General features: G+C 44.6%; 9 protein-coding genes and 1 CRISPR repeat array. All 9 genes read right to left on the minus strand.

Annotated elements, in window-relative coordinates:
* Positions 1-443 precede the first annotated feature (443 nt).
* Complete coding sequence (locus tag QUB20_RS01900; RefSeq protein ID WP_333242927.1) at positions 444-1,562, minus strand: alkene reductase; 1,119 nt, start codon at positions 1,560-1,562, stop codon at positions 444-446.
* A 124-nt stretch (positions 1,563-1,686) separates the two neighbouring features.
* Positions 1,687-1,842 carry a transposase gene (locus tag QUB20_RS28595; RefSeq protein ID WP_445299369.1) on the minus strand — a complete coding sequence of 52 codons (156 nt, stop codon included), beginning with the start codon at positions 1,840-1,842 and terminating at the stop codon, positions 1,687-1,689.
* 71 nt (positions 1,843-1,913) lie between these two features.
* A CRISPR array of direct repeats spans positions 1,914-7,779; the repeat unit is 37 nt; unit sequence GTTTCAATCCCTGGTAGGGTTTTAGGTTGTTTTCGGC.
* Between the two features lie 254 nt (positions 7,780-8,033).
* Positions 8,034-8,306, minus strand: coding sequence for a CRISPR-associated endonuclease Cas2 (gene cas2 / locus QUB20_RS01910; protein WP_333211524.1), 273 nt, complete (start codon positions 8,304-8,306; stop codon positions 8,034-8,036).
* A 15-nt stretch (positions 8,307-8,321) separates the two neighbouring features.
* A complete protein-coding gene (cas1d, locus tag QUB20_RS01915; RefSeq protein WP_333242922.1) occupies positions 8,322-9,326 on the minus strand; it encodes a type I-D CRISPR-associated endonuclease Cas1d in 1,005 nt (334 codons plus the stop codon).
* A gap of 22 nt (positions 9,327-9,348) precedes the next feature.
* The gene (gene cas4 / locus QUB20_RS01920) at positions 9,349-9,942 is read right to left on the minus strand and encodes a CRISPR-associated protein Cas4 (RefSeq protein ID WP_333242919.1); all 594 of its coding nucleotides are present in this window, start codon (positions 9,940-9,942) and stop codon (positions 9,349-9,351) included.
* Positions 9,943-10,286: 344 nt separating this feature from the next.
* Entirely contained in the window at positions 10,287-11,129 is an 843-nt protein-coding gene (gene cas6, locus QUB20_RS01925; protein WP_333242916.1) for a CRISPR-associated endoribonuclease Cas6, read from the minus strand.
* A gap of 3 nt (positions 11,130-11,132) precedes the next feature.
* A complete protein-coding gene (cas3, locus tag QUB20_RS01930) occupies positions 11,133-13,409 on the minus strand; it encodes a type I-D CRISPR-associated helicase Cas3' (protein ID WP_333242913.1) in 2,277 nt (758 codons plus the stop codon).
* Positions 13,402-14,193, minus strand: coding sequence for a type I-D CRISPR-associated protein Cas5/Csc1 (gene cas5d / locus QUB20_RS01935; protein WP_333242910.1), 792 nt, complete (start codon positions 14,191-14,193; stop codon positions 13,402-13,404). The genes cas3 and cas5d overlap by 8 nt, the downstream gene beginning before the upstream one ends.
* 111 nt (positions 14,194-14,304) lie before the next feature.
* Positions 14,305-15,318, minus strand: coding sequence for a type I-D CRISPR-associated protein Cas7/Csc2 (cas7d, locus tag QUB20_RS01940; RefSeq protein WP_333242907.1), 1,014 nt, complete (start codon positions 15,316-15,318; stop codon positions 14,305-14,307).

The following is a 15,318-nucleotide window of genomic DNA, read 5'->3' on the forward strand; positions in this document are numbered from 1 at the left end:
CGTTTTCAACGGGCGATGAAAATTAAATATGAGTCCAACTTCGACTCTTATTTGGATAAATCAACCATACATCTTTTATATCATGTCCAATCGATTGATCGCGATTAAAGACCGGGGCGGGTTTACAGATTTTCCCGTTTCTATTCAATATCTTGGCTCACGGGCCCCTACAGGAATCATGGTTAATTGACCGGACATGATATTAGGGGCGGGTTGACAATTACAGCATATTCCAGGTTCGTGAAGTACACTATAAAGCTCTATTGTTGGTACATTGTTATGTAGGGTGCGTCGCTGCTCATGTTTAATGAAACTTGCAGATTGACTGGTGGCGACGCACCTTACTTACGACAAGGTTGTGTGTACCGCATATACATGGAATATGCTGTATCTATGATGCACATACTCGGTATTTATTGATAAACCCGCCCCTAAAAACTCAACTAAGAAATAGCTTGAGATTCCTGATAGGTAGGGAAATCGATATAACCTTCAGGCCCAAAAGAATACCAGACGCCCATTTCAGCAGGCGGATTGAGCGGCCAAGCATTAGTAAAACGCTCTACCAAGTCAGGATTGCTGATAAAATTCCGACCAAAAGCAATTAAATCCGCAAGTTTGCTGCTCAGGGCAGTTTCAGCCTGTTCTTGAGTATATCCGCAGTTGCCAATGAGCGGCCCTGTAAACACATCGCGAAACTCTCCTATCATCATCGGCGTTCCCAATTCATGAAAGCCAAAAGCCAGACCATCTACCAAGTGAAGGTAAGCTAAATCATAGGCATTTAACTGCTCCGCGAAATACAGAAAATCTTCTCGATAAGTGGGAGAACCCATGTCATTGAAATTACCGTTGGGAGACAGCCTAACTCCCACTCGGTTGGCGGAAAATACTGTGATAATTGCCTCTACAATTTCCTTAAGAAAACGGTAACGGTTTTCTACTGTGCCGCCATAGGAATCAGTGCGGTGATTGGTTTTGGTTTGCAGGAATGTGTCAATGAGATAGCCGTTTGCCGCGTGAATTTCTACACCGTCAAAACCTGCCATCTTAGCTCGTTCCGCCGCCTTGCGATAATCTTCTACAACCAGGGAGATTTCATCGGTTTCTAGAGCACGGGGAGTTTCGTAGGGTTGTTTGCCTAGAGGGGTATGAATGCCTTCTCCGTTTATTTTGATGGCAGAGGCTGCAACTGGCAATTGATTGTTTTGATGAAAACTGCTGTGGGAAGCCCGCCCGCAGTGCCAAAGCTGCATGAAAATCGGCGTTTGGTGGGCATGAACCGCAGTCACAATTTGTTTCCAAGCTTCGCCTTGCTCGTCTGAATAAATACCGGGGGTATTGAGCCAACCATTAGCTTGAGTAGAAACCACTGTGGCTTCTGTAATGATTAAACCAGCGGAGGCTCGCTGAGTGTAATACTTGGCCATCAAGGCGTTGGGCATCCGCGCTTCACCGGCTCTGGCTCTCGTCAGGGGTGCCATGACTACTCGGTTTTTTAAGGGTAAATCTCCGATTTTGAAGGGACTGAGTAAAAGTGGAGAAGTTGTTTGATTGGTCATAATTTTGAGGTTTTGTCAACTGAAGAATCTGGGAAATCACATTTAGCAACCGCTGGTGTTATGCTCCCAGGCGCAAGACATCCAAGGGTCGCGAAAATGTAAGCAATCAAACTCATCAAGCTGTTTACGAATTTGATTTTTTAGCCAAGACTCTTTTTTGTTCAATTTTGTTAAACTCTGGAGAGTATGGCGGTAAATATAATAGTCTACACCGTGCTGTTTGAATCAATTCCTGAATCCGACCACTTTTATCAAATGTGAGATTATCCATGAGCACCACCTGTGCTGTGAGTGCTGGAGGTAAATTTGTTTAAGGTTAAGGAGATGAGTAAGGAGATGGATAGCTGCGAGGTTTCAATCCCTGATAGGGTTTTAGGTTGTTTTCGGCACTCTTTCAAGCAATTTGTGGTCAATACATAAGAATCGCTATGTTTCAATCCCTGATAGGGTTTTAGGTTGTTTTCGGCTGGGGGGGTTCGGAGTTGAATGCTTCTGGCAATGTTTCAATCCCTGATAGGGTTTTAGGTTGTTTTCGGCTCCGCCACGTACCCAAATTTTCGTACCGTCATCGTTTCAATCCCTGGTAGGGTTTTAGGTTGTTTTCGGCATTACCTGGACACAATTATTCAATCTTTATCAACGAGTTTCAATCCCTGGTAGGGTTTTAGGTTGTTTTCGGCGAATTCATATTTTACTGTGGCTATGCCTTACACGTTTCAATCCCTGGTAGGGTTTTAGGTTGTTTTCGGCGAGCGAACACGCCGCTTAATTCAGTATCAGGGCCCGTTTCAATCCCTGGTAGGGTTTTAGGTTGTTTTCGGCTTAATATATACCGAAAAGTAAATTTGAAAGTAACGTTTCAATCCCTGGTAGGGTTTTAGGTTGTTTTCGGCTGCTCTCTGTTGCACTCTTCGACCCGTGGTCAAGTTTCAATCCCTGGTAGGGTTTTAGGTTGTTTTCGGCTAATTGCTCCCAAAGCTGAGATTGCTTTACCGACGATCGGTTTCAATCCCTGGTAGGGTTTTAGGTTGTTTTCGGCTCAGCATGGGTGATGCCAAATAGCGCATCATTGTCCAGGTTTCAATCCCTGGTAGGGTTTTAGGTTGTTTTCGGCTCACGCCAAGAGTTGAATCCGGCGTGTGGGTCTGGTTTCAATCCCTGGTAGGGTTTTAGGTTGTTTTCGGCGTATTTTACAGAAGATAATTTTACAGCAGCATTGTTTCAATCCCTGGTAGGGTTTTAGGTTGTTTTCGGCGATTCTCGTTGTGTACCGTATTGGGGTGATTGCGGGTTTCAATCCCTGGTAGGGTTTTAGGTTGTTTTCGGCAATATCATGCCATCGCAATTTTTACTCGAACAAGTTTCAATCCCTGGTAGGGTTTTAGGTTGTTTTCGGCATCTATTTGATACGAGTTGCCATCTTGCAATTTTTTGTTTCAATCCCTGGTAGGGTTTTAGGTTGTTTTCGGCTTCCATCATTTTAAATGAGGGTAATCGGAAAAAGTTTCAATCCCTGGTAGGGTTTTAGGTTGTTTTCGGCCCTGCCAACTGGTATCTAGTCCATCCATAATTCCGCGTTTCAATCCCTGGTAGGGTTTTAGGTTGTTTTCGGCTTCCTCCCCTCCCTCTGGCTTAGGCGTAGTCAAGTTTCAATCCCTGGTAGGGTTTTAGGTTGTTTTCGGCACATAATCATGGAGAAGGCGATGAACTTAGTTTATGTTTCAATCCCTGGTAGGGTTTTAGGTTGTTTTCGGCAATGACGAGTTTGAAGAATGGTTCAAGTTGTCAAAGTTTCAATCCCTGGTAGGGTTTTAGGTTGTTTTCGGCCGAGCCACGTAGTAATTCAGTCGATCCAAATGAGCAAGTTTCAATCCCTGGTAGGGTTTTAGGTTGTTTTCGGCAAAACTGGCAGCGGTGAATTAGCACCTAAATTATGGCGTTTCAATCCCTGGTAGGGTTTTAGGTTGTTTTCGGCACGGGTTTTTTATTCGACTTTCATCATCGACTACTGTTTCAATCCCTGGTAGGGTTTTAGGTTGTTTTCGGCTTATCTTTTTCTGCGATGCTCATCAAGGAGCTTGTTTCAATCCCTGGTAGGGTTTTAGGTTGTTTTCGGCATCACTTGTGATATCACTTTTTGCAATCAATGATAGCGTTTCAATCCCTGGTAGGGTTTTAGGTTGTTTTCGGCAATTTTAAAGCATTTATAGCCGGGTGCCGCTGTATCAGCGACGTTTCAATCCCTGGTAGGGTTTTAGGTTGTTTTCGGCGCACAAGGTGGTAACACCATATCTAATCCGGCTGGTTTCAATCCCTGGTAGGGTTTTAGGTTGTTTTCGGCGTTAGGTATCTCAGACTTCTATTAGGGATACCTGTTTCAATCCCTGGTAGGGTTTTAGGTTGTTTTCGGCTTGCTATGCACAAATACAATCTTGAACTTATAAGTTTCAATCCCTGGTAGGGTTTTAGGTTGTTTTCGGCTTAAATCCTGAATCTCTACATTCATAGCAAAAAGTTTCAATCCCTGGTAGGGTTTTAGGTTGTTTTCGGCGGTCTATCGCTCAACAAATAGAGGAAAAAGTAGAGTTTCAATCCCTGGTAGGGTTTTAGGTTGTTTTCGGCCTTCTATTTCACTTCCCTGTTGCCGTGCAGTAATGTTTCAATCCCTGGTAGGGTTTTAGGTTGTTTTCGGCCGGGTGTGACTGATGATTAAGCCGAACATCTCGTTTCAATCCCTGGTAGGGTTTTAGGTTGTTTTCGGCAGATTTCGATTATCTGTGTGGCTGGCACTCGCAGTTTCAATCCCTGGTAGGGTTTTAGGTTGTTTTCGGCGAAATCAGTAATTCATTGCCAGCCTGCGCCTGGGGTTTCAATCCCTGGTAGGGTTTTAGGTTGTTTTCGGCCTGGCAATTCTAATAATCCCCCACAATCGCAACCACGACCGGGAAAGTTTCAATCCCTGGTAGGGTTTTAGGTTGTTTTCGGCGAGTCTAAAATGCCAATTGATATATCAAATCCTGTTTCAATCCCTGGTAGGGTTTTAGGTTGTTTTCGGCCAAACTCACCCAATTCTTGATAAACAAGCGATGCTTGTTTCAATCCCTGGTAGGGTTTTAGGTTGTTTTCGGCCAGATGCAAAACACAAGTCGAGTCGCAAAAGATTTAGGTTTCAATCCCTGGTAGGGTTTTAGGTTGTTTTCGGCCTGACAATGGCGACATCACCGGAAAGTTTGAGGGTTTCAATCCCTGGTAGGGTTTTAGGTTGTTTTCGGCTTTGTGGTAAAAGCACAGGTATTTGTACTTTTGATCGTTTCAATCCCTGGTAGGGTTTTAGGTTGTTTTCGGCTAGCAATTTTTCCTTCTAGCGTGGCAATGTGATCGTTTCAATCCCTGGTAGGGTTTTAGGTTGTTTTCGGCTGTCCCAATAGTCCGGCTGGTAGGGGCTGGTAGGGTTTCAATCCCTGGTAGGGTTTTAGGTTGTTTTCGGCTTTATCAACTTAATTCTTTTCCGCACCCGGTGCAGGTTTCAATCCCTGGTAGGGTTTTAGGTTGTTTTCGGCTGAGTAAGTTTGGCAAAAGTGAGCAAAATATTCCGAGTTTCAATCCCTGGTAGGGTTTTAGGTTGTTTTCGGCGATCCTCAAATCTTGCTTTGCCCTGATGGTGAAGTTTCAATCCCTGGTAGGGTTTTAGGTTGTTTTCGGCAAAACCCATCTAGAAATTAACTAAAAAATGAATACATGTTTCAATCCCTGGTAGGGTTTTAGGTTGTTTTCGGCTTTTTGAAGTGCCCCTTCCGTAACACGTTCTGAGTTTCAATCCCTGGTAGGGTTTTAGGTTGTTTTCGGCGGTTTTAATTGCTGCTTCTGATTTCCAGTTACCATGTTTCAATCCCTGGTAGGGTTTTAGGTTGTTTTCGGCTGGTAAAGAATATTGGTTTGCTTATACTTCCGATGCGTTTCAATCCCTGGTAGGGTTTTAGGTTGTTTTCGGCTTTTGCTACTTGAAGTCTCTTGTATTTATCAGCTTGATAAGTTTCAATCCCTGGTAGGGTTTTAGGTTGTTTTCGGCGCATCAAAATCAACGTCTGGAATCTTAGCTAATAGTTTCAATCCCTGGTAGGGTTTTAGGTTGTTTTCGGCTAGAGACTCGCGCTAGATTACGCGGGTATCGATTTTGTTTCAATCCCTGGTAGGGTTTTAGGTTGTTTTCGGCCAGATGAAGTCTCATCAGTGAAGGCTTTACCTTCAGTTTCAATCCCTGGTAGGGTTTTAGGTTGTTTTCGGCATGTGCTTTGTACATCAAATTGATGCAATTGTGTTTCAATCCCTGGTAGGGTTTTAGGTTGTTTTCGGCATTTCCTCCCCGCAGATGTATTGAAAATTTACCCGTTTCAATCCCTGGTAGGGTTTTAGGTTGTTTTCGGCTTTATCAAGGCATTCATCAGTCATAAAAAAGTTTCAATCCCTGGTAGGGTTTTAGGTTGTTTTCGGCTTTTTTGGTAAAAGTTTTGATTTTGCGGTGCCTGTTGTTTCAATCCCTGGTAGGGTTTTAGGTTGTTTTCGGCTTGCCCTGTATACCTTTCAGCCATTTGTATCACGTTTCAATCCCTGGTAGGGTTTTAGGTTGTTTTCGGCATTACTATTATTAGCTAATGAATAATAAAAATTAGTTTCAATCCCTGGTAGGGTTTTAGGTTGTTTTCGGCATTATTATTTCCTACTAGCCAAACGCCAAGCCTTGTTTCAATCCCTGGTAGGGTTTTAGGTTGTTTTCGGCTATGCTGATTTGAAACTTCGTGTTGATGCGCTTCTTCGTTTCAATCCCTGGTAGGGTTTTAGGTTGTTTTCGGCCATTTTGAAAATATTCGTCCTCCATCTCACAAAGGTTTCAATCCCTGGTAGGGTTTTAGGTTGTTTTCGGCAAGAAAGAATAACAATCAGGGTCTAATTCGTGCTTTGGTTTCAATCCCTGGTAGGGTTTTAGGTTGTTTTCGGCCCTATGTAAGCGGTGATTCCCATTATGATTTTTTGTTTCAATCCCTGGTAGGGTTTTAGGTTGTTTTCGGCAAGGGCCAAGCTGGCAGTGGAAAATCCCAGCTTTTGTTTCAATCCCTGGTAGGGTTTTAGGTTGTTTTCGGCGAGAACTTTTTAGAGAAAGGAATTTCTTCTAAAGAGTTTCAATCCCTGGTAGGGTTTTAGGTTGTTTTCGGCATCGGCCAGTGGCAATTTTAGTAAAGCGATTCTCGAGTTTCAATCCCTGGTAGGGTTTTAGGTTGTTTTCGGCATTCTATTGGCGACAAATTCCTCCTCAAACTGACAAGTTTCAATCCCTGGTAGGGTTTTAGGTTGTTTTCGGCTTGGCTTACCTTCTACTTCGGTTAAAAGGTAAGAGTTTCAATCCCTGGTAGGGTTTTAGGTTGTTTTCGGCAAGTAAATTATTAGTTTCTAACTCAGCTTTTTCTGTTTCAATCCCTGGTAGGGTTTTAGGTTGTTTTCGGCCGGTCTCTCCCGGCTGTCACTCCACTTTGTTGCAGTTTCAATCCCTGGTAGGGTTTTAGGTTGTTTTCGGCCATGATTACACAGATTCAACTGGCGAGCCGACACCCAGTTTCAATCCCTGGTAGGGTTTTAGGTTGTTTTCGGCTGATTTGGAAATTATCGTAGTGAATGACGGAGTTTCAATCCCTGGTAGGGTTTTAGGTTGTTTTCGGCCTTGCTATCACTATCTGCTATCACTGCGATCAGATGTGTTTCAATCCCTGGTAGGGTTTTAGGTTGTTTTCGGCTATTTTTTTCTGCGATGCTCATCTAAGAGCTTGTTTCAATCCCTGGTAGGGTTTTAGGTTGTTTTCGGCAATATAGCCCTAAAGATAGAGCTGGCTATTTAATATGTTTCAATCCCTGGTAGGGTTTTAGGTTGTTTTCGGCTTTTGCTGCCGGCCTGGCTCCTTGGGCTGCTCGGTTTCAATCCCTGGTAGGGTTTTAGGTTGTTTTCGGCCTTCAGTAGCAAGCACCGAGTCAGGAATAAATTCAAGTTTCAATCCCTGGTAGGGTTTTAGGTTGTTTTCGGCCCGATCGTCCCGCCCGTAATTCACAATCACTACATCCCTGTTTCAATCCCTGGTAGGGTTTTAGGTTGTTTTCGGCTCAACAGGAACAAACACAAACATAGAGGTAGTGGTTTCAATCCCTGGTAGGGTTTTAGGTTGTTTTCGGCCGCCGGGGTCTGGGAGGCTTGAAATATAAGGTTTTCAAGGTTCAGTTGCGTCTGACTGCAATCAATATACCGTTTCAGCGATCGTCCTGTCAAGGGGGCAAAAATCAAATAGACCTCAAACTCTCTCCCAGTAAAGCTTTCAGCATTTGCGTCTGACCCCCATGAGGTACAAACCACTGCAAACCCAGTCCTAGTAAAGCTTTCAGCCATTAAAATTTACCCCCTCAGTTTAACACCTACAGCCAGACGCAAAATCAAACCATAAAGATCGTAGTATCGATCGGTGCCCGGCCGCCAATCCGCTCGATCTTGCCCTGACAGCAAGCGCACAAATAGTGAAACAGGATGCTGTCTTCTTCCGACTTAATCACCTTACTCAGACGTTGGCGCATCCGGGCATACTGAGTATCCGTCACCTCGCAATGAAACACCGAATACTGCTTCCATTCCCCATAAGACTTAAGAATCTTGTGAATCTTAGTGCGGCGCTTGTCCTCAGAAATATCATAGCAAACCAAAACAAACATAACTTAATTGCCTCCCTATCTCAAAATCAGAGGTGGATACTTATCAACTTCACCCATCAAATACTTAGCCATCAGCCGCCCTTGAATTTCAAAAGCTTCTTGATAAGTACACAACTTTCCCATCACAGGATGCTTGAACTTTGACTGCTTCTTTTCTTCGTAAAGTCGCAAAAAATTGTGCAGCGCTTCTTTTGTTAAAGAAACCGCCCCGCTCAACGGTTCTGCGGTAAAATCATTAGGCGAAACTTTCTGCAAATTAATCGCCTTCAACACTACAGCATCAACTACCAAAGGTCGAAATTCTTCCATCAAATCCAGCGCTAACGAAGGACGGCCATAGCGCTCAAAATGCAAATATCCCAAATACGGATCGAACCCCACAATATTCACCGCACTTTGAACATCGTGCCGCAGCAGAGAATATCCCAAACTTAACAGAGAATTTACCGGGTCAGTAGGCGGACGGCGGCGGCGAACTTCAAAGCTAAAATCTGGCACGCGAATCAGTTGATTGAAGCAGCCAAAATAAGTCGCACTACCCGCCCCCTCTAATCCTCGCAGAGAATTAATACTCGAAGTTTTCTCAATAGACGCGATGACTTGTTTCAATTGGGCAATGGGTTTTTCAAAATCCTGGGGAGAATATTTGCGCTGACATTCTAACAAAGTATTGCGGTAATTCTTGAGTTTTCCCCGTACAAAGCCTCTCACTAAATGCACGGATTTTTCCGATTCCCCAGCCGCTTGCCACTGAGCTTTTCGCACAAAAATATTTTTCGTCATTTCCGGTTCCAACCTCCCCAAATAACGTCCGTTTAGCGTCAAAAAACTTAAAGGAATGTGACGTTCCAAAAGTTCCACAACCACAGCCGGCGAAACTGTAGCGCGTCCCAATGCAACAACCCCATCAATCTTAATTAATGGCACGTCCAACAGATTTTTTTTGTCAGCTTTAACCGTCAGACGTTCATCGACTTTGCCAATAAAAGCATCTTCTTGAGTAATGTAAACTGTTCCCATTGTGAAATCTCCTATTTGCAGGTTAACTTGCTTCTTGATAGCGGTTGACTTTGGCCGCAGCTTGGGGCAGGCATTGGGGAAATAGACTGCATCCCGTACACCGAGCGGTGTAAACTGGTAAAGGGATATTTCCCGATCGCCAAAGAGCACCGACTTTTTCAATAGTGGCGATCGCATCCTGTCTCAATTGCTCAGAAATCTCCACTAATTGCCGCTGATGCGATTGCGCGTAATACACATATCCAGTCGCAATAGTTTTCCCCGTCATCTCCTCTAAACAAAGCGCTTGAGCGCAAACTTGCAACTCATCATTATCCCATTCCCCCTTCCGTCCCCGCTTGTATTCCACGGGGTAAATCTCACCCTCAGCCGACTCAATCAAATCCGATTTACCAATCAGTTTATAGCGCTCGGATTTCAGCCAAATCGCCCGCACCTGCCAAGTTTCATTCCGGTTAATTTCGCCCATCGTGTGAACGCGATCGTGCAAACTTGTCCCTTCTATGGTATACTGATTATCGGTGAATTCTCCAGCACAAGACATTCGCCAGCAGCGGTGAGGACAGTAAGAATACTGGTTGAGAGTTGCGATCGAAATGTAATCAAAATCATTCATAATTTTGATGGTTTGTAGGAAATTAGTAATTGGAATTAATTAGTGATGCCCCATTCCGCCAGGGGTTGAAACCCCTGTCTCATAGCTAAAGTCGGTTGAAACCGACTGAAGAAGTAATTTAATCATTGACGGGAGCGTCTAAGCCCCAAGATGAACTTACCGGTTGAAACCGACTGAGGAAGTAATTTAATCATTGATGAGATTTTGAGCTTATCGGTAACAGTAAGCGCAAAGGTTGAAACCGACTGAAGCAGTAATTTAATCATTCATTCTTGCAGTCCTCTTCAGAGGACTTTAGCTATTAGGCAGGGGTTTCAACCCCTGGCGGACTATGGGTTTTACGTTCAGTTATCAAGAACTTTTTTAACAACTATTCGCCTAGTCATTCCCATCCCCATCGGAGTTTTCCTCCCCACCCCGCAGTAAACAGCAAAATCAGCCAAAGCATTAATTTGCTTAATCACTAAGGGCTCCACATCTCCCAAAATCCGATAACTAACCTCCCCAACCATGCCGACAAAATCGCTTTGATAGTTAGTCAATTTTTCACTGCGGATATTGACAAAGGTCGAAAAAAGTGCATCGAAGGAAAGATCGGGAATTGCGATCGGGCTGTACTTATTCCAGCGACTGAGGAGACTGTTAAAAACGCAGTCTCTAGTAGGAATCACCGAATCGAATTTGCCCTGTCGAAAGGTAGTAGGAGTGGCAAAACTGAAGGCAATTAAACGATTAGTTTCGGAAGCGCGATCGTACAATTGAGAGTAATCGCAAGCATTAGCCCAAGGCTGATCTACTTGGGGCGTTCCGAGAATCTTAGTAATCATCAAATCGGCGGGGCCAAGGTGCCACGGCTTTGAGGGATTGAGATTCAGCCAAAGCTGAGTTAACTTGCCAAATAAAGTGTCATCAAGCAGAGTAATCCGCCACCAACAAAGGGTGTGTTCTGGAATCGGTTCTGTGTGTTCCCATTGCAGGAAATGGTGTTTTTTGAAAGGGCATTTTTTAGTTTGCAAAGGGCTGAGGGTGAAGGATTTTTGGGCGGCGGCATCGTGGAGGCGATCGCCGAGTTTTTTGTCAACGGAGCTCACGAGGGTGAGGAAGAGGGCGTGCAGGTGTCTTCCGGTGAGGTATCCGGGGGGAATTGGGGCCAGGGGAAGGATGTTGAGGACTAGGCTGTGTGGCATAATTTAAACTACCCAAAATTCTTGATTGTCAGGACATTTTAAGGTGATGCCAGCGGAGGCGATCGCCAAAATGCCGGATAAACTTGGAAAAAAGGTATATTCTTGTTCGTTAGTAAAGCTATCTTTGACCGTAATCGGATAGCATTCGATTCCTTGTTTTCTGAGTTTGAGAATTGCCCAGCGATTTTTGCGATGTTCTCGGACAATGACACCAGGCATTAAGGGCGGTGTAAGCTGGGAAATTAACGCTGTGGGACGGACGCAGTTGTCGATCATCCGTTCGATCGTACAATTCTTAAAAGCATAAAGTTTGCAGAGATAGTTGTTCGCAAAATCTTCTAAATCTGCAACTTGCAAGGCAAATTTGAGTCCGTAGGTTTGGGCGGCGCGATGGGTAAGCACAATCCCATTTTCATCGGAGGCAAATTCAAAAAATCTCAGCAGGTGAATGGGATCGAGATTGGTTTCGCCGACTTCATCAAGTAAAAAATGGTGGGGGTCGTAAATTTTGACATTTTCAAACAAACTTTCTCGAAATTTGAAAAGTGGTGCATAACTGGCTTTGAGAATTGTCGCGTATTCTTTCAACTCTTCGGCGAGTTTTTGGTTTTTGCGAATTTTTTCCTCAATTAATTCTATCGCACTTCTTCCAGAATCAATTTCTTCCCAATCTTCAGGATAATTTGCTTGCATAAAACTCTTGACGCAGTTTTGACCACCTTTAATGTATTGCCACTCCTTTTGAATTTGTTTGATAGTAGACTTTGCCACATTTTCTGCACCTTGCAATACCTTCATCCGCCGCCGATAAGAATTCCAGTCTCGTTTACCTCCCAACACTATTTGCATGGTTTGATAAAGCTGCATAACTAAACTTGCTTCCGGCAAATTTTCCAGAAAATTTTCCAGTTCCAGTAAGGGTTTGGCAATTTCTAAAAAGGCTTCGGAACGCCAGTAAATGTCGAGAAAGGGACGCTTCATGCAGTCTAGACTTTCTAACATTTCCGTCAGGGCTTTGCGTCCACCGCTACAGTCAAGTTGTTCGATGCCTTGTTCCCAAGCGCGATCGGGCAAATAGGCGATCGCCTCAGAAGGAATTTCGGTTTGCGTTCTCCCTAAAACCCTTCCGACACGCCCGATGCGCTGCCAAAATGAAAAGCGATCGCGCGTGGAAAAAATCAACCAATCGAGATTTTGCCGGGGTGTTTCTTTCTCCCGATCAAAGTTGAAGCCCACATCGACGGTACTGGTAGCTAGAATCACTTGTTTTTGGGCAGCCAGCGCACGTTTTTCCTTCGGTGTATCCCCCGTAATCCGCCCGCAGAAATCGGCAAATCCGCGATCGCGCAATCGATCAGAAATGCGGCCTAGGGTATCTTTGGCATCAAGAATTACTGCCCCATTTTGGTCAGGATTTTCTCTGAGTCGCCGCAGAACTTCTTGCACAATTTCTGCGATAGTAGTTTCTTTATCAACCTGCTTGCGAATTTCTAGGTTGACTTCAGTTTGAGAAGGACGTAGATAACTAATTTGACTTTTGCCATCGATTCGAGCAATTTTTACCCCATTTTTTCCTAAGACATTTAAGGCTTCTTCGCAAGCCGGTTCTGGCGTTGCCGTCAACAGAACAATTTTTCGCTTGTGCTGAAAGTAGCCAAACTCTTTCGATAAAGCGAGATAGAAAAACAAGCTAACTAATTGTTTGGCATCGTAAAGATGAAATTCATCGAAAATTACAGTCGAGAAACTGCTGTAAAATTCACTAGCGATATTTCCGCGATCCAGTGGATTGTATTGAAAAAATGCAGCGTAGTAGAAAATATCCGGGTTTGTCACTAGCAAAATTGGTCTACCGCCACCGCATTCGGGAAAAATAGTTGCCGGTTCGCGCAAAACGTTATAGATTTTCTCGCCAGAACGTTTCCCAACGCGATGGTCGGGCCAGGAATTGACTTGTGTAGCAGAAGCAGCTTTTACGATATGAGGTAAACTCGCATCCCGAACAAATTTTTCGGCGGCTTCAGTTTGCTGGTCAATTAAGGCATTTGTGGGGGCGATATAGATAGCATTGCGCTGAGAGTTGTGTAGCAAAACACTCAATCCGGCTTTGGTTTTTCCCGTTCCCGTCGGTGCGAGGTCGAGAATGATATTATTATTTTCGGACGCTTCATAAACATCGACTTGATGCTGCAAGGCTTGTCCCATAAATTCCAGTTGTTTAGGCAATTGGGGACAGGCAGAAATGCTGGCTGGTTCGAGTTTAATTTTCAGATTATCCATTGTTATTTCCACCACAGAATTCAAGGTTAGCTGGGAGAATGAAATCACCGACTTGCAGCGCTTCACCGTGAAAAGAAAGATTTTTCAATAACGATGCGGGCGGTATCGAAATTAAGTCGAAAGCAAGGAGTTCGATATTTGCAGGTAAGTCGGCGGCGCTGAGATAAGTATTGCAGCGGTAATCGCCAACCGGAAGTTGAATAATATCGAGTTTTTTAACGATTTCAACGCGGACTTTGCTGGTAAATTTGCCGACGCGAATGTATTCGGGCAATTGGCGATCGCCAAATACTAATGTCTGAAACCGATTTCCCCGTTCAATTACTCGCAATCGCCCGGTTTGGGGGAAGTTGCTAGGGCGATAGGTACTGGGTTTTTTCCCCGTTCTACTGAGGGGTAAATCTTCCCGCGCCGTTGCTACTCGGTTGTTGGTCATGGCATACCAATAGGAGTCAGAAAGGGCGTTAAACCGCTCAAATCTGAAAGATAAAGTGCCGTCAGCCGGCCATGCGGGGAGGATGTAGCTATTACCGGAGAGGGGCGTTAAATCTTCTATATACCGAGGTCTGCTGGTGTCTTGTCCGGTGAGACGATAGGGCGATCGCGCCCAACCTAAAGCATAGGCTAGTGCATAATTGCCGATCGCCCCTTCGGTATAGTAAGTATCGGACAATTCCCGCGAGGCAAAAAACACGGGTTCGGCGCACCAAAGTTCGACTAAGTGTGCGGTTTGATAGGTAATTACGGAAGCGGAAGAAGCCCGATAAAGTTCTGATTGCGGCATGGTAGAGATTAATTCACACAATTAAATAAACGCAAATCCTGTACGGGCGAGTTCACCCCTATCCTTTAAATTGAGGATATTTGTAAACCCGCCCCGACACAGGGACAAGATTTATGATTCCTCCGATTTTTTACCTCGCCCTTTGGTCTTGTTTTCAGTTTTCACTTTGCGCCAAGGTGCGTAGGATTCATCCAAGCGTTTGAGGAATGTTTCTTGTTCCGGTAGCGACCAATGTCGATCGACATCGGCAACCAGCGCATCAAGTTCTGCTGGGGAAAGCTGCATCGAAATGCCTCGTTTATTTGTCCAACTGCCGATTATTTCCTGAGTTGCATCTACTAAAGATGCGGTTTTTAAAGGATGTTCTAGGGCGGTATTTTGGGCTTTCAGCTTGTCATAAACCCCTTGTACTAATTCCAGAGAACTCGGCAGTTCAGCAATACCACCAAATACACCGAGAATTTGATTGTCCATGCGTCCGACGCGGCTGGAAACAGCACCGTAACGACTGGTTAATAAAATGTTGCCGAGAGTGTAGCGCAGTTCGTCAGCGGTGACATCTTTGAGGGTGAGAATATCGAGGAAGTGAACCCCAGGTTTGATGTATTCGCTGGTGTTGAGGGCCGTCGAAGCGTTACCCTTTTCATCGCGCATAGTTCCGGTTTCAAAGATAGCATTGATGGTGCGATCGGCAATTAGTTCCGTCGAATGCAACACGCTAAACGCATCCTCTGTCCACACCCGGCTTTTTTGCGCCCCTTCTCCCCCCGCTGCGAAGCCGTAGAGGAAGCAATCAACGCACATTTCACAAGGCGCATTGGTATTGAGAGCACAAATTGCATCGTTTTTGGCAGTATAGAGAAGATTGTGCGATCGCAAAAACTCTCGTCCTTTGCGCCTTTCCGGTGCAACTTGTTTGCGTTTTGTCATCACCAGCCGAGGAATTGATTCGGTATCTTCAATGCCAGCTTGCACATATTCGCTGCACATGGATTCCCCCGTCCCCTCTGTCCGAAAAATAGTTTCCGATTGCGTGGTACGAAGGACAACAATCCCAATGGTGCGGCCTTTGGGGAAGTTTTCGTAGCTAGGTGCGAGGAATGGTTGCAATTTTGCGATCGACAT

Origin of the sequence: Microcoleus sp. B4-C2 (genome assembly GCF_036705265.1) — a bacterium.
In the GTDB taxonomy this organism is placed as follows: Bacteria; Cyanobacteriota; Cyanobacteriia; order Cyanobacteriales; family Microcoleaceae; genus Microcoleus.